Origin of the sequence: Stenotrophomonas sp. NY11291 (genome assembly GCF_023277365.1) — a bacterium.
Lineage (GTDB): Bacteria > Pseudomonadota > Gammaproteobacteria > Xanthomonadales > Xanthomonadaceae > Stenotrophomonas > Stenotrophomonas geniculata.
The window spans coordinates 2,066,166-2,082,010 of the sequence record NZ_CP096975.1 but is presented as its reverse complement, the minus strand read 5'-3'; the positions used below and the strand labels follow the sequence as shown (position 1 = coordinate 2,082,010).

Here is a 15,845-nt window from a genome sequence, read left to right as displayed (position 1 = left end):
GCCGCCATTGACTGGCGGCTTTTTAATGCCCGAGTCCTTGACATTGTGTGACCCCGGCTTATTTGTGATTAACACTCAAATAAAACTGGAGATCCGATGCGCAAACTGCTCTTTAGCTTTCTCATACTCCTTTCACCAACTTCCGTCTTCGCTGGTCAAGAACCTTATTGGTCGAAACTCACTTCATCGAATTTCCTGGTGAGCCCGAGCACAGCTCACGCTCAATTCTTTGATCAAAGTTCAACCGGAATCATCTATGGCTCTTCAACTCCTGCTTCCTATGGAGAAGTCGTGTCAAAGAGCATCTCGTTCCAAGCCGAAATACCAAGATCAAAGAAGAAAGCACGCGGACGCATCTATCGCTTTTTCCACCCAGCTCAAGAACGCGCCTGGAAAGGCGTCCATCCTGATCTCAGAGAAAAGATCGAAGCAATTCAGGAGGTGATGGAAGCGGAAGGGTTTGATCTGAGACCTATAGAGGGATATCGAAGCCCTGAACGCCAAGCCGTCCTCCTCGCGTCCGCGTCTGGTGTCACGAGTGTTGGAGCCTGGTCGAGCTGCCACAACTATGGCTTAGCCCTGGATGCCGCCATCTATGTCGATGGAAAGCCGAGCTGGGATCTGATTGATCCTCATGTTCTGGCCGGATATGAGCGGTTCGGGGAGCTGGCTGAGATCCTCGGATTGAACTGGGGTGGCCGGTGGACCTCTCCCAAAGACTATCCGCACGTTGAGATGAAAGCCGAGTGTGGTCAGTCCAAATGGGCAAAGCGCCACGGCCAACCTCTACCCAATTTCGTCGCGAGCGCTGGCGAACCATCATCTTTGATTCTTGAACGAGCATTGGTATCAACCTGGTGCCCAATGGGCTTGGAAGCCACCTGCATCGCTATGGGTAAAGATCGGTTCCTTTCCTGGGGATGGACTGTTCAGCACCCAAATAGAGCATGCATGGCCCGGCCCGACCTCTTCAAATACACTTTTTCCTAATCGAGCGTTTGAACATAGAGCCGCACATTGTTGCGGCTTCTTTATTGCACACAGCTTGACAATCTTTGGACCCGGGTTATTTGTGAAGGACACTCAAAAAACTCGGAGATCTAATGAAATATCTATTGTTAAGCGCAGCACTAGCGCTATGTCCATTTGCGTCTAATGCAATGCAAGTTTCGCCCCTGGCCCAAACGATTAGCCCAGAAAAGAACAATGGCTCGTTGACTGTCGTCAACACCTCGAATGAGAGAAAGGAGTATCAGCTTCAAGCATTCAAGTGGACCCTGGTTGATGGAAAGCAGGCCCGCACACCTGTTGACGCTATCCGTTTCGCTCCAAGCTCCTTCTATCTCGAAGCAGGCAAATCTCAAGTGGTCCGCTTCATCAACACCGAGACATCCAGCAGTGAGCTTGCTTATCGCGTCGTCGTGAAAGAGAAGAACGTCAAGAAGCTGGAGACGACTGGGATTGAGCCCGTCTTCAACATGAACTTCCCCCTTTTTTGGCGTGCATCTGATAGAGCCACAGTCACCGCTAGAGCGTCTGAATCAGCCATCGTTCTTCGCAATGCAAGCCCGATTACTGCCCAGATCGCGAACCTCAACTATGGCAGCTATCGTCGTGATGGTCTGGTCGGCTACTTGCTGCCTGGGGAGGAGATGGTGATTTCTAAAGGCAACGCGACATCGGTCAAGGCTTTGATCAATGGCGTTGTGACTGAGCTAGTGATTGAGTAATGGCCTGGCGCGCTTTGGCGCTAGCCCCTCTTCTTTGGTGTTCAAGTTCATATGGTGCTGAGAGCATCTATGCCATCTCGATCAATGGGAAAACAGTAGATGAGGCACTTCTAGCAACAACAACGGATGACGGCGATTTGCTCGTCCCATCCGCAAAGCTCAAAAGCTACGGCTTGGTCGGCGACTTCGCCTCTATCCAGAGCATGAAAGCCCTCGGTGTCGGGGTGGAAGTGCAAGATGAGAAGCAACTCGTCACCCTCACAGTGCCTGGCAAATATTTCAGGCCTCAGGTCGTGGGATCAGCGGACGCGCTTGTAGAGGCAGACCCCGCACCGAAGGGCATCTTGATCAACCAAGATCTCGCCGTCATCCGCTCATACCGAGGCGACTGGGCAGCATCCTGGGGCTATGACATGCGAACAGGTCTCGCAGGTGGTGTGCTAATCAACACGGGGCAATTGAACGTTCAACCTGGTGGTTCTTCCAACGCACGGGGGCTCACGACATGGACCAAGGACTTCATCAGGAAGGGACTCTCGGTGGAGATCGGGGATGTCTTTACGCCTACGCTAGGCATCACGTCCACGTCGAATTTGCTGGGCTTCAACGTCGGCACGGAGCGCGAGCTTACGGGCGATCTCTACCCCGTCCCGGTTATCGCCGGCATTGCCGATAGCAGGACCACAGCTGAGATCTATCTCAACAACGAGCGGCAACGCCAGCTCAACCTGGATCGAGGCCCCTACTCCATCGAGCAAGGCTCGATGCTCAATGGCTTGAACTCGTCGTCTGTCGTGTTGAGAGACCAGTTTGGCCGCGAGCAGATCATTCAGAGTGACTTCTATTTTACCAACCGGGCCCTGCGCCCAAGGGCATCAGAATGGGCTGTGACTGGCGGCCTGAGCCGCTTCGGATCCATTGGTAACGACTACCGAGATCTTGCGCTCGCGGGCTTCTACCGCAGGGGCCTGAGCCCTTTCTTTACGCTCGGCTCCTCTGCACAAATGATGGGGCAGAACGCGAACCTGGGGCTGGATGCAACTGTCGTTCTAGGGACCGCTGGTGTCCTCACTCTAAGCAGTCTGGCAAGCCAATCGGATGGGCAAAGCGCCCTCTCATACTCGGCTGGATACAGCTTCCAGACGCGAAATTGGTCGGTCAACGCTCAGACCCAGAAGCGCTCCACTGACAGCTGGCAGCTCAGTGACCAATGGCGCGCCGGATCGGTCATCACTAACAGTAATCTGGCGAGCATCGCCTACACCCATCGCCCGTTCCAAGTTGGATTGTCCTGGTCTTCGAACACCTACTCAACGGGGGCTCAGACCGAGCGTCTGAGCCTCACCGGCCGCTACTCAGGTGCCAACAGCACCCTGAGCGTCCAGCTCTATCGAGACCGCGATGAGAGTGGCTTCTATGTGTTCTACACCCGTCAATTTGGCACCCGGCAGCGAGCGAGCATGTCGCTCAGTGATGACCACAGGAACCTGGCATTCAACGGCAGAGCCGGAAGGATCAACTATGGATTGGGAACGTCTGACACGGGCTCTTACGCCAATGCTGGCCTAGACACCCGCTCAGGACGCTTCCAAGCACAGTCCACGACGCGCAATGGCGATATCGGCGTGACAGGGCGCTACGAGGGCTCAATCTGGCTGGGCGAAGGTGGTGCACTTGTCGGTCGCACTCTCAATCGCTCCTTTGCTCTCGTCGAAGTTGCTGACACGGCGAATGCAAAGCTCAATGCCAATGGCTCGAACCAAGTCACAAATAGTAGCGGTTACGCCCTCTTCCCGTTGTCTGCATACCGAACGTCGAACGTCGGCCTAGACGTAAGTTCTTTGCCTCTGGATGCACAGATCAATCAACGCACCCAGACAACGACACCACCTCGGTTGTTCGGAAGCAAAGTGATCTTTCCAATCTCTTACATCAAACCGCTAGAACTGCGAGCGATGTTCCAAGGGAAGATCGTGCGTGGTTCAGGGGTCGCGGTCGCAGACGACTTGGAAGTTCCAATCGCTGATGACGGCCGAATATTCCTTCCTACCTACAACCCTGGCAGAAGCGTCACGATCAAAACAGATAGCGTCACTTGCAGTGGTGTCCTTCCCATCGACAAGGCGGACAAAGATCTTGTGCAAATTCAGTGCGAATGACTTGCGCAATTTCAAATTCGCCTTAACTTCGATTGGATACTAAGCAATTCCGCTTATCAATGAAGGAGATCAATCGATGTTAAAGAATAAAATTACCATTGCTACCGGCTTAGCATTTGGCTTGGCAATGGCTGCTGCAAATCCGGCTTTTGCTGCAACTGAGACACAGACAATGAATATCACTGCCGTTCAAGCGGCAGTCTGCAAAATGGCAATTCCTGATGATGTATTTATGCAGCTGGGTGAAAAGGACGAGAACAGCGTTATCGTTGCGCTCTCTGCGATCCAGGATCTGACTGTCACCTGCAACAAAGACCTCCCCTACACGGTTGAGATGGATACCGCCGATGCATCGGGCAACTTCGTGATGACTGACGCCGCTACCTCAAAAGAGATCAAGGCGCGCGCGAGCTTTGGCCTGAGCGGTCCGTCGAACTGGCAGCCCTTTAGCACTACTGCAAACAATGCGGCATTGAGCTCTGTCGGCACTGGCGTGGAACAGGTGTTCAGCACTCGCATCACTGTCAACACCGACGCGACATATGCAGCTGTTGGCACTTACACAGCAGAACGTCAAATCACGATTTCTTACTAAGATCGCCAATTTAAAAAAGAAGCCGCCTTCGGGCGGTTTTTTTATGCTCCAACCCTTGCGCAAAAGCCATTTGGTGTTTGACTAAACCAACACCACTCAACAAAGGAGATTCAATGAAACCACTTTTAATACTCGCGCTCATGGCGGCCAGCACATGTGCACAAGCCAGCTCAGGACCAAAGCCCTTACAGCCCAGCGGGATCAGCCTCGACAGATCGTCCAGACCTGTGCCAAATCACTATGAGCTTTACACAATCAGCAATCATGACGACACCACATCGGGCGATGCGAAATGCACTGTCAGCGGACTAGTGTCAACCGGTAGAAAACTAGAATCTAACGCACCGGTGTTATTGACAGACACAAAAGACAAGCGCATTGCCCTTGTCGAGACCGACAACCGTGGCTTCTTCTCTTACACCTACACCCCAACTACGGCGAGCCCTCATCAATACATCAGAGCCAAGACAGCAGATCCAAAACACGCCTTTTACATTTTCGGAGGACCATCTTTGAAGTGCGAATAAAATACAGAATAGAAAAGCCGCCTTCGGGCGGTTTTTTTTGTGATCAACGTCTTGCGCTTTAGATTTTTTCTGTTTTGTTAAAGGCAACTCAACGAGACGGAGATCCAGTGTTTAAATTATTCATCCCAATACTTTCCCTTTTATCGGCACCAGCCTTTGCAACAGTGATCACAACAGTTGATCCACAAGCATTCAATGCGGCCGTCAAGCCAACTGTCACCTATCAAAACAGCGTATGCACAGTTCAAGGTGCACTGATCGTTGCTAACGAACTCGTCTCTGATGCGCATATCGTCATTCGCGCAAACCAAGGGACGTCTCCCGTCGCGGAAGCACGCACAGGCAGAGACGGCCGCTACACCGCAACCTTTGCATCAAGAAAAGGAGCGAGCTTCCAAGAGGTCGTGATCTCCAAGCCAAGTAAAGACGGAAAGATCAGCGCAGTGCCTGGCCCCACCTTCGTATGCGGTGGGGTGAAGCAATGAGCGCTCTCCGCAGACTCTCACTCGCCCTGTCGTTCGCACTTGCGGCCTTCGCTCAGCCGGCTTTGGCTGACACAGTCGGCGACCAAATGATCATCAAGGGGTCTCAGAACGCCACATGCCGGGACAATGGTGTAGTCGGCTGTCTCGTGCTCGGCAACGGCGCTTCGGCGTGGCTGACTACCGGAGGAGTCACAGACAACTCCATCGATGCCAACCCAATCGGAACGGCAACTGTCGTTGGAAATCGGGCTACCAATACAGACGGCGGCGTTGCCTTTGGCGATACGGCCTCATCCGCTTGGGGCGGTTCAGCAATCGGCAATTTTTCTGTCGCTAGCCAGCAAGCGGTAGCCTTTGGATACCGAGCTTACGCCGGCACCATCGGCAGCATTGCCATTGGCTCAGGCGCAGTGGCCAATGGCAGCATGTTCGGTTCTGCAATCGCAATTGGCGGGCAAGCTGCTGGCGCTCGCACAATCGCCATAGGCGGCGAAGCATACTCCCAAAATGCTGTGTCTTTGGGACATGGTTCGACGGATGGCGGAGCCAACACCGTATCTGTCGGCGACAGCAGTTTGCGTCGCCGCATCGTGAATGTTGCAGCTGGTCAGGCCGCAAATGACGCGGTAATCGTGAGTCAGATTGCCCCACTTGCTGCATCACTGGGCGGCGGAGCGAGCTTCACGAACGGTGCTTTCACTGCTCCAAACTATGCTCTTTCAACAGGCACTTACACGACTGTTGGTGCTGCTCTAACTGCCTTGGACAACAAGCCAAGTAGCGGATCGGCCTCGCCCTATTTTAAGGCGACATCTCCCGTATCAGATGGCTCAGATGCCACACAAGCCACAGGCCAGTCAGTCGTAGCAGCAGGAGCCGGAGCGAAGGCAGCTGGCACCTACAACACGGTGATTGGTGCTGACAGCGCGGCTTCGCTCTATGGATCGACGGTCATCGGAAGCCTGAGTTCAGCGGGTGATTCTGCCTTTGCGGGCGGACATCAAACCGTTGCTGGCGACTCGTCTGTCGCTTTGGGTGCTTACGCAACGGCCGGTCAGGACTGCATTGCCATTGGCTACGGTGCATCGTGCACTGAGTCAATGACCGCAAGCTTTGGTAGCGCGGCTGGTCAGCCCGTTCGGTTGACGAACATCGCGAGTGGCCAGGATGAAACTGACGCAGTCAACATGGGTCAGCTCAACAGCGTGGCGGTCCAAGTCACCAACACCCAAAGCGCGCTCTCATCGACCACCAGCTACTTGGGCGGCGGCGCAAGTTACAACGCGATCACGAACACCATCGCAGCTCCAAGCTTCAACTTCCTAAGTGGTGCTAGCTACAACACTGTTGGCGATGCGCTGGCTGACCTGGATGGGAGGGTGACAGGCTTGGAGAGCGCACCAGGTGGCGGTGGATCCAACACTCCTGGACCGCAGGGCGAGAAAGGTGAGACAGGAGCGCAGGGCGACAAAGGCGATAAGGGCGATCCAGGTCAAGATGGGAAAAACGGCTCGGCCAATGTGGCAGCTGGCAAGAACATCGAAATTCAGACCAAAGCAGACGGGAGCACTTCTGTGAGCCTCTCAGATCAAGTCGAGCTGAGCGATCAAGGATCAATCAAGGTAGCTAAGACCATCATCAATGGTGAGGGGATCAATGCCGGTGGCAACCGTGTAACCGGAGTGGGCAACGGCTCGATCTCCCAGGGGTCGACGGACGCGGTCAATGGCGGTCAGCTCTATGACTTGCAGCAGCAGTGGTCTGACCGATGGGAAGACACCAATCGACGCGTTGGCAACCTGGAACGCGAGGTCAAGATTCAGGGGGCTCAGTCCGCAGCATTTGCAAGCATGATGGGTGCACAAAATTCTGGTGTGATCGGCGAAGTGCATGCGATAGCGGGTGTGGGCTTCTATGGCAACAAAGCTGCTGTGGCTGTCGGTTGGAAGGTCCGTGTGAGTGAGAAGGTCAACCTCTCAGCAGGATTCTCCAAGGGCATGGGTGGCGGTTCCATGCAAGGCGGCATCGGTATCTCAGTCAATCTCGGCCGCTAATTACTGTTCAAACCTGGGGAGATCCGATCTCCTTCTTCCCAGGCGGGGGTTCCCTTTTTGAGTGAGGGGGCCCCCATCTTTCTTTCATAGAGCATTGACGAAAGACCAGAACACCTTTGAGTCAGAGCTCCGCTGGCCGGACACTTTGAAATACACTACAGAGGCGCGCCAATCCCCGTGGTGATGGAGATCAGAATGGACGATCACTCAGAGCAGACCCTACCACCGCCTACCCTCCCGAAGGATCTTAGGATCTCACTCATGGGATTCCAAGATCAGGAATTTACGCAGACGTTCGGTGAGCATCTGTGCTCTACCTTAGCCGCATGCAGCCGTGTCCTGGACCTCGAAAGACTGGCAGGTGTGACAGTCGGGTATGACCTTGCATCGGCCATTGCATCCGTTGACATGGGTGAGCCAGGCGTATCACCGCCCTCGTTCACTTCAACTGCGGAAGTCGAATGCATCGCAAAAGCCGTCACCGTGAAGAGAGACGGAATCGAGAAGACACATGTCGTCTACAGCGCAGCCTTCATCCAGGACATCGTTGACAACACGAGCCCTGGCTACCAACAAGCACTGCACTTGATTGCCCATGAGCTTGGTCACGTTGCAGAGCTGAAATGGAGAGACGAATCAGCCCCAGGGCTTGATGAAAAGCTTAAGGACGGCAACTTCGCCGACAACCTATTCCTACACACCGCAACGGCCGTTTGGGAGGAATATGCTGCATGTCGGCTCACCGGATTTATCGGTGATGTTAAGGCATTGAAGGAGCAATACGCGAAGAACTTCGATGAGTCAGCTGGGCTGTATCTTGAGCGAGCAAGGGACAAGATTAAGGACTTCCGCGTTCACGGCAGCGTTGACACGCTCCTGCTACAAGCGGGCACGCACACGGCGATGCCTCTCAAATTGGCCTCGTATCTGCTCGGTCACCTTGATGCCAACCAGGACGAGACGGACCTTAAGGTGCTCTGCCCGACCTATGACGATTCAGGGCTTACTGAGTTGATCCCTCGATTCTGGACAGCACTGCGAAGCACTTGGAATCGGATGGATGACAAGGCAGGACTCGCTGTCTTTGATGAGCTTAAGCAAGTGGTCATCGAGAGCTATATCAATGCCGGCGTCAACATCAGGCCCCAAGATGAAGGCTACTTCGTCAACGCACCATTCACCGCTGAGACCATGCCCAATGGTGAGGCGGACATGCTGATCGTGCGTGCTCGTCAAGCGCTTGGACTGCTCTAAGCCGACCGTTCTGCTTGCGCACAGTCGCAAGTCTGGCAAAGAAAAACCCGTCGTGAAGACGGGTTCTATGAAAGCAGCTGCACTTGCTCTCTACTTCTTTTTGAGCAACTTCTGAGTCAGGAGGGTTCGCAATTCCGACTTCGCTCGGCTAACGAACTGCTCTTTGGTCTCGCCTTCAAGCGGAACCCCGACCTTTTCGCTAAGTCCATCGATAAATTCCGAGGACGTGACGAGATCAACGGCTGACTCTTCGAACTTCTGCTGCTCAGATTTCTTGAGCCCAGAAATCGCCAAGATCGGTGAAATGCCGTCCGTGATTCTTGTCGCCACCTGTCCAAGCTCTCCACTGGATGATGCCGATGGGCCTGGGAGCGCTTTACCAGCTGCGGCACTGCTTTCAGCAATGAAGCTCGACAATGAGAATTTACGATCATTCATGAGTCATCTCCGAAGCAGTATCGGCGCTGTCGCTTTTAACCCATGCGTGGAACTTGTCAAAAAAAGCCTCGAATGTTTTCGCAAAGCTTTCGACTATAGTTGCGATTATTCTTTCCCGCTGCTTCTCTGGGATGGAATCCCAAATTTTCATCATGATGCTGAAAACCAGCATCAACATTCCGACAATTCCGCCCGAACCCGAGCCCCCCGTTCCTTCTGACACGTCGCGCCCCCTACTTCCACTGTTGGTTGAAGCCCAAGCATACGATGCCGTAGTCTCACTCGTCGAGACGGATGCAGGCACCATCGCTATAGCTTTGTCACAGGCTAGATCCGGTCAAACGTGACTTCCCCACCCTCAGCACAGCTCTCTGCTAACGCGGTCTGATTCAGAGATCGGCGAGAGTAGACCAGCACGCCATTGACGTGGACTTCCGAAAACGGCCTGGCAGAGCTCTGCACCAGCCCTAGGCAAAGTGCGGCCTGGACGGCAGTCGCGGTTATTCGGAAGCCCTGCCCTCCTTGGATGGGTGAAAGCCCGACTTTGCCTAAGCTTCGGGAGTGCAGTCCCTGGCCGACTACCCAGGCAGTCGGGGCCAACTTACGCTCAACGGCACTTGCTGTGCTGACGCTTTGATAGCGCCCTTCTGCAACTGCGTAATCAGCAGCGATTGCGTCAACCAGTTGGGTAAGACTCGCCGTCTCCTGTTGGATCCTAGTGCCTGCGGAAGTTGGGCCAAACGTCATCCAGGCACCTACACCGGCTATCGCAGCAAGGCCAACGACAAGGCTGAGCTCGACGAGTGCGAAGCCGCGAGACTTCATCTCTTCGCTCCTGCCCGTTCTGCAACCATGATCTTTTTGAAGCGCATGAAGCATAGGGTCAGTGCAAGGACAGCTGATGCCATGTATGCAGAGAGTTGAGCACCTGTGGCTCCATAGCTCGGCCAAAACACAAGCATAGTGACCAAGCTCGCCACAATGGATGCGAGCAAATGTGGATGTGGGATGTTTTTCATTGTGATCTCCTCTGATGAGTCTTCTCATCAAAAGGTGAATCAGCCAGGTGTCAATATTTTGGCCGCAATATGCGCGTGCAATCATTGTTAGAGACTTAAGCTCCAAGCCGCAGCGAGCCTGTTGTATAGTGCCCCACAATTATCAATGGATGCTGCAAGGATGCTTGAATTGATTGGGACCGTTGCCCTGTGCGCGGCTGGAATTTGGATTTTGTCCAAGGCTTATGGCTACTACCGTTACAGCAAGGACCTCAATGTAACGGAAGATTTTGCGCGTTGGATGATGGTCTATGCTGGAGTTCAAGGCGCATTCGGCAAGCCTGAGTCAGCGGAGCTCTGGGAAGACATGGGCTCATCGCTGTTCGGTAGCGTCAAGATGCTTCGCGGACTTGCAATCCCCGAATACGAAGAACTGCTTAAGCAGGTTCGGGTGCTTGATCTGTGTATCAGAGAGCGCATGTGGGTCAAGATGTATAACAGCGATCCAGCGTTGATCCTTCTCGCAGGCCGCGTATCAGAAGCCATCCCCCGCGTTCGTGAGCACGTTGTAATGGTTGGACGCGCACGAGTTCCAGGAGCCTGACGCAAAAAAAACCGCCTTTCGGCGGTTTTTTCATTGAGAAGGTGCTCAGTAGAACTCGTAGAAGAATCCACCATCGGGGTGATCAGAGAACTCATCACCCTCTTGGAAAGTGGTGAGTCGATTCTTACCGCCCTGAACAACTTCGGAATTGACCCGCGCCTTGCTCACCTTGTCGTTGACAAGCTCCCGCAGCGCTTCATCGCTCAGATCTGATGGTTGAAGCACACGAATCACGCTTTCGAGCATCGAAATGACCGCATGGTCCCCGATCAAGCACTCTTCGAAGAGCTTTGTCTTCACTCGCTCTTTTGCCAGCTGTGCCTTGACCACGGCAAGCTCCGCAGCTGCATCGTGAACTTGGTTCGCAAGCTGGACGTTTTGGAACTGCGCTGTTTGTGCTTGTCCACGGTAGTCACGCGCTCGGTCCGCTTGATGGGCAACTTGGTCGCGGTGAATGCTATCGAGCCCCTGATCGACCGCCTCCTTGTTTTGCTGGTTCAAGATGTTGGAGAACTTGGTAAGAAAGCTCATGTCCATTCCTTTGACCAGGCCAACCCCGGCAAGGCCATGCTGCACTAGATCTAGAGCAGAATCAACGTGTTAGAGCAACCCGGGCTTGTCTTTGCCGACGAGCGGTAAGGCGTGCCACGAAATCGGAATTGACCTTCAATTTTTGTCCCAGCTGCCGACCCAGCTGCTCAAACTCGTTCTCCAGGTCCGGCTGCTTCATCCGCATTGGTTTCTTCACCTCGATGGCATTCTCTTTGAGCCGTTGTTGCCCAAGCTTCCCTTTGATCTGGTCCAGGCTCATCGAATCGGCAAACAGGGTGTAGCTGCCTTTCGTTAGGCGGGTAAAAGCCACCAGGGCGCTTTGGTTGTCGGTCATCCCGGCGTGTCCCAGATGGAAGATGTCAGTCTTGCCCTGCCCCTGGGCTTTGTGGATCGTCGAGCAGTAGGACAGATCAAGAGCACTGTATTGGTGGGAGTCAAAGCGAATCATCTTCGTGACCCCGTTGCGCTCGATCTCGACGCCAAGGCTCACCCCACCCGCACTGCTTCGCTTGATGCTCTTCACCGTCCCTTTGGTCCCGTTGATCACTCCAAGTTCCTCGTCTTTGACGTTGAAGATGACCTGATCACCGCGACTCAATGTGAGATCACGAAACACCTTGTTCTTCCCAATCGAGCGGAAGGTGAAATCTTCCTTTTCTACCTGCCCACGTGCTTTCAATTCCTGCCGAACACGTCGATTGAGATCCTGCATATCCTCGTTCGAGTGAGCAAGAATGATACGCTCTTGGGTAGGTGCAGAGCTGTTGAAATAGGCTTTGATACAAGCCTTCTTCGCTTGCTCGCCCGTTGCCCATTCGTCCACCTGACCATTGTCTATAAGCGCTTGGAAGATCTTCTTGCTCTTCTCAATGATGTCACTGCGTGACTGCACCTTATCGGCGTTCCGCACTTTGCCGTCAGCGCCATAGTTGTAGAACAGGCCGGCAGTGTGCCGATCCTGGGCATTCTTCTGACGGCGGATCTCCGTGAGCTTTGCGTCGCCAATGGCATCTTTTGCAATGGACATGCCCGAGCCTGCACCGACAGGTTGGATCTGTTCCTGGTCACCCTGCAAGATGAGCTTTGCTCCTGCCTTTTGACAGTGGGCCATCAGGTCACGAGTCTGGCGGCTGTCCACCATCCCAGCTTCGTCCAGGACGACAACATGCTTCTCGGTCAACTTGAGCTTGGATTTGCCCAGGTCACTGATCAGCTTGGCAACACTAGTGCACGCAAGGCCCGATTCCTGGTGGAGCTTTTCGGCCGCATCGTTGGAAACGCAAGCACCAAGCACTGTGCGGCCATCAGCTTTGAAGGCCTCAGCATAGATCTGGCTCACTGTCGTCTTACCAGTCCCAGCAAGCCCTGAAAGCACGCCAACACCGCCCGTGTTGATGGTGAGGTGCTCCACGGCCTCCCGCTGCTCTGGACTGATCTGGAAGCCCTTAGCTGCCTCGAAGGCCTGGATAGCATCCTGGAGCTTGGCGAGCGGCACATGTTGGGAAAACTCGCCTTCACGGCTCAGTGTCTTGTGCAAGATCTCCTGCTCCATGGACACCATCCAGGGTGCTGCAAAGCGCTCCTCCGTGTGTCGGCGTGCCAGCGATGAGCCCATATCGTCAACGTGAATCCGCTCCGGGCAGACACGCACAAGATTGTTGCGCTGGATGAAGTCCGACACCATGACGTCCAGTTGGCTTGAATCGATCATTCCCGAGTTAGCCTGTCCCAACCGAAAACGGAGCTCTTTTTCATCAAAGATTGCTTCGTTCTCATGGAGAAGCTCCAAGATCTCTTCGTCCGTAGCTGGAACGAATTCCGTGGTGATCTTCTGTTGTTTGATCTCGGCAACGGTCGTCAGAAGCTCGGGGTGCTGCTTCTTCAACTCAATAGCATCCTGTTTCCAGGCTTCAACCAGCTCAAGAAAAGTAGGCTCATCTTTATGCTTGCGTGTGGCAAGAGACGCTTGCTGCATCGTCCCGCCGTTTTCTTGTTGATGCTTCAAGATGTCTTCGCGACGACTTGACCAGAGCTTCGATAATTTATCAGTGCCAGGGATTTCCCATGTCCTAACGCCGGTCTTCTCACCGAGTGCATTGACTTCAACATGCTGTTCGATGGCGTAGCCAAGCGCTTTGAGGCCTGCTGCCAGTTCGTTCTTGTAGATCTCATCTGCTGCTTTGCGGTGAGCAAAGATCTCATGACTGTCGTAAGTCCCCCACTTCCCATCGACCCCCTTCGCAACGGCATAGATCAGGACGTGCGTGTGGACTTGAGGGTCCAAATTTCTCGAACTGAGATGCTGGTGTAAGGAGCCGATCAAGCCCTCAACTTCGATAACAGTCTTGCCGGCGTGATCCCTTCGTGTTTCAACCTTGCTCTCGATAAAAGCAAATGCCTTTTCAACGGCCAACCTTTGAACCTCCAAGATCTTCTCTCGCTCTTCTTGATCACCCAAGGCGTAGACAGTTGAGAGCGACTTGGGAGCGCTGAAAGTTAGCTCGTATCCCACTCGGTGACCGCCCTGTTCAATCATGACCTGGTTGCCATCCTCATCCAGGAGCGGAGCGCCCTTAGCGTCGAACTTTGGTTTCAGGACCGGCTTTTCGCCGGCATTCTGGCAAAGCGGTTCATGAGTGAAGGGATGAAAGCCATCGCATAGAGAGAGCATGTGCTTACCGTCTACTGCAATGCCAGCGAGCTTCATTTCATGCGCGAGCTTACCGCCCCAATATGACGCCGAGATCTCTTGAACCTCGCCGTTGTAGTAGCGAATTAGGCCTTCGGTAGCGAGCAGGTATTCAACGACTGCCTTGCCGTCTTTGTTCCTGCCCTGCGCAGTGATTCCTGTAATTCCAATCAAGCCTGATCTCCCATAATTTAATGGGATCAGTCAAAGGCATCCACAGGAAACGTCAAGATCAAAGGCAGTTGTTGGGTATGTATGCTCTGCATCATTCTCGGAAGAACTGATCGATCTCCTCTTTCGTCATCCCCACCCGCTTTGGCTGAGCACTGGAAGATGCAGCAACCTGGGTAGGTGCGGGAAGCGCCGGAGTGTTGCTGTTGCGCTGGTGCGGCTGAGTCATCCATCGAGCGGGGATCTGCCCAGGACGCTTGGTCTTCATGACGACCCCGGGGAAGTCTAGGAGTAGTGGGTCTCCCCCCATCTGGACAATTGCCCTCACCCCAAACCCATGCGGGCCGTATTGCTTGCCTTTGCGCGGGCCAAGGCGGTCTGTAAGCTCACCCGGGCTGATCAGTGCCCTGCTCTCTTCATGAACAACAGCGTTGTCATCGTGCGTTCGATACGCAACACGATGCTTGCCAAGTTGTTGGGCGGCTTTCTCTCTTGTCTCACCGATCTGCAACTGACAGATGACGTGGGTGCCGACCATAGACGACATCGTTTCGGCGAATTTATCGCCATAGACCTGGGCTACTTGGGCGATGTTCTGATAGCACCCTATGAAGACCACACCCTTGCTTCGGCCCTTGTCGATCAGTGGACCAATGTTGAGCCTACCGGCCGTCGCCAGCTCATCGAACACGAAACCGATGAAGCGATCCTTCTCCGCATCTGGAAGCTTGGGCGAGATGATCTCGGGGACGGCAAGGTTGACCAGGGCACTGATGTAGGCCTTCGTCATAGCCTCTTCCGGGCCGCTCTGAACGATCACTTGCTTACGCCCCTTGTAACCGTCCTGAGCCCACTCCGTGATGGAAAATCGGCGATTCTCCTTCCTGACAGGCCAGGCCATTGCAAGGTCGTCAATCAGCTTCGTTTGAGCCACAAGCGTAGAAAGCAAAGAAGCTGTGGTCTGACTCTCAGTGTTCTCCACCAAGCTTGTCGCAGTCGCGAAGTGCTCCTGGATCGTTGGAAGCATGTCCTCAGCGTTGCGGTTCTTGAGCTCAGCAAGATCAGCAAATGTCCATTTGAGAGGCCTCTCGGCTTGTAGAGATCGAATGGCACCGACAAGTAGCTGCCTTGCTGCCATAGTCCAGAAGTCTCCGTTCTTCTGGTCTGCATTACCCGGAATTAGGATCTCGGCCAACATTGCAGCTTGAAGTGGATAGCGACAGTCCGCTGCGATATCCCATACATAGCTCCTTTCGTCGAAGGGACAAACAATGATCGGCTTTTTGAAGTAGCTCGTGAAGTCGCCCTTCGTGTCGAACAAAAACAGCTTGTGATCGGCCCGGATGATCTGCTCAATGATCGGCAACATGATCTGGGTCTTACCGCTTCCCACCGAGCCCTGTAAAAGCGTGTGCCTCGACCAATGGGACTTGGGTAGGTGCAGCTCCGGATGGAGCTTCAAGCTCATCCTAGCCATCCATCCTCCTTAATCATCCGTGGCTTCATCGACCGGCGACGTGCCTCTCGGATTGCCTCCCTCCCTTCCAGGAGCCTTGGGCCCGATACATGCCATGTGTTTGATCGGGGTT

General features: G+C 54.0%; 13 protein-coding genes. 8 read left to right on the top strand and 5 right to left on the bottom strand.

What is annotated here, in order from left to right:
- The first annotated feature begins 96 nt into the window (after positions 1–96).
- From M1L61_RS09820 to M1L61_RS09790, 7 genes are all read left to right on the top strand, one after another.
- Entirely contained in the window at positions 97–990 is an 894-nt protein-coding gene (locus tag M1L61_RS09820) for a M15 family metallopeptidase (RefSeq protein WP_248854670.1), read from the top strand.
- A gap of 113 nt (positions 991–1,103) precedes the next feature.
- Entirely contained in the window at positions 1,104–1,730 is a 627-nt protein-coding gene (locus M1L61_RS09815; protein WP_138927519.1) for a fimbria/pilus periplasmic chaperone, read from the top strand.
- Positions 1,730–3,889: a fimbria/pilus outer membrane usher protein gene (locus M1L61_RS09810; RefSeq protein ID WP_248854669.1), complete on the top strand. Its 2,160-nt coding sequence runs from the start codon at positions 1,730–1,732 to the stop codon at positions 3,887–3,889. The genes M1L61_RS09815 and M1L61_RS09810 overlap by 1 nt, the downstream gene beginning before the upstream one ends.
- Before the next feature lie 76 nt (positions 3,890–3,965).
- The gene (locus tag M1L61_RS09805) at positions 3,966–4,484 is read left to right on the top strand and encodes a hypothetical protein (protein WP_248854668.1); all 519 of its coding nucleotides are present in this window, start codon (positions 3,966–3,968) and stop codon (positions 4,482–4,484) included.
- Positions 4,485–5,118: 634 nt separating this feature from the next.
- On the top strand, positions 5,119–5,496 hold the full coding sequence (locus M1L61_RS09800; RefSeq protein ID WP_161771266.1) for a hypothetical protein: 378 nt from the start codon (positions 5,119–5,121) through the stop codon (positions 5,494–5,496).
- Positions 5,493–7,550 carry a YadA-like family protein gene (locus M1L61_RS09795; RefSeq protein ID WP_161771267.1) on the top strand — a complete coding sequence of 686 codons (2,058 nt, stop codon included), beginning with the start codon at positions 5,493–5,495 and terminating at the stop codon, positions 7,548–7,550. Before M1L61_RS09800 ends, M1L61_RS09795 begins: the two co-directional genes overlap by 4 nt.
- 261 nt (positions 7,551–7,811) lie before the next feature.
- Complete coding sequence (locus M1L61_RS09790; protein ID WP_248854667.1) at positions 7,812–8,804, top strand: hypothetical protein; 993 nt, start codon at positions 7,812–7,814, stop codon at positions 8,802–8,804.
- Between the two features lie 90 nt (positions 8,805–8,894).
- Here M1L61_RS09790 and M1L61_RS09785 read toward each other — a convergent pair whose 3' ends face one another.
- The gene (locus M1L61_RS09785) at positions 8,895–9,242 is read right to left on the bottom strand and encodes a hypothetical protein (protein WP_161771271.1); all 348 of its coding nucleotides are present in this window, start codon (positions 9,240–9,242) and stop codon (positions 8,895–8,897) included.
- Entirely contained in the window at positions 9,235–9,420 is a 186-nt protein-coding gene (locus M1L61_RS09780) for a hypothetical protein (protein WP_248854666.1), read from the bottom strand. The genes M1L61_RS09785 and M1L61_RS09780 overlap by 8 nt, the downstream gene beginning before the upstream one ends.
- A gap of 1,001 nt (positions 9,421–10,421) precedes the next feature.
- Between M1L61_RS09780 and M1L61_RS09775 the strand changes: the two genes are divergently transcribed.
- The gene (locus M1L61_RS09775; RefSeq protein WP_161771275.1) at positions 10,422–10,844 is read left to right on the top strand and encodes a hypothetical protein; all 423 of its coding nucleotides are present in this window, start codon (positions 10,422–10,424) and stop codon (positions 10,842–10,844) included.
- A gap of 45 nt (positions 10,845–10,889) precedes the next feature.
- Here M1L61_RS09775 and M1L61_RS09770 read toward each other — a convergent pair whose 3' ends face one another.
- From M1L61_RS09770 to M1L61_RS09760, 3 genes are all read right to left on the bottom strand, one after another.
- A complete protein-coding gene (locus M1L61_RS09770) occupies positions 10,890–11,375 on the bottom strand; it encodes a hypothetical protein (protein ID WP_161771277.1) in 486 nt (161 codons plus the stop codon).
- 61 nt (positions 11,376–11,436) lie between these two features.
- On the bottom strand, positions 11,437–14,259 hold the full coding sequence (mobF, locus tag M1L61_RS09765; protein WP_248854665.1) for a MobF family relaxase: 2,823 nt from the start codon (positions 14,257–14,259) through the stop codon (positions 11,437–11,439).
- 91 nt (positions 14,260–14,350) lie between these two features.
- A complete protein-coding gene (locus tag M1L61_RS09760) occupies positions 14,351–15,724 on the bottom strand; it encodes a type IV secretion system DNA-binding domain-containing protein (protein ID WP_248854664.1) in 1,374 nt (457 codons plus the stop codon).
- Positions 15,725–15,845 lie beyond the last annotated feature (121 nt).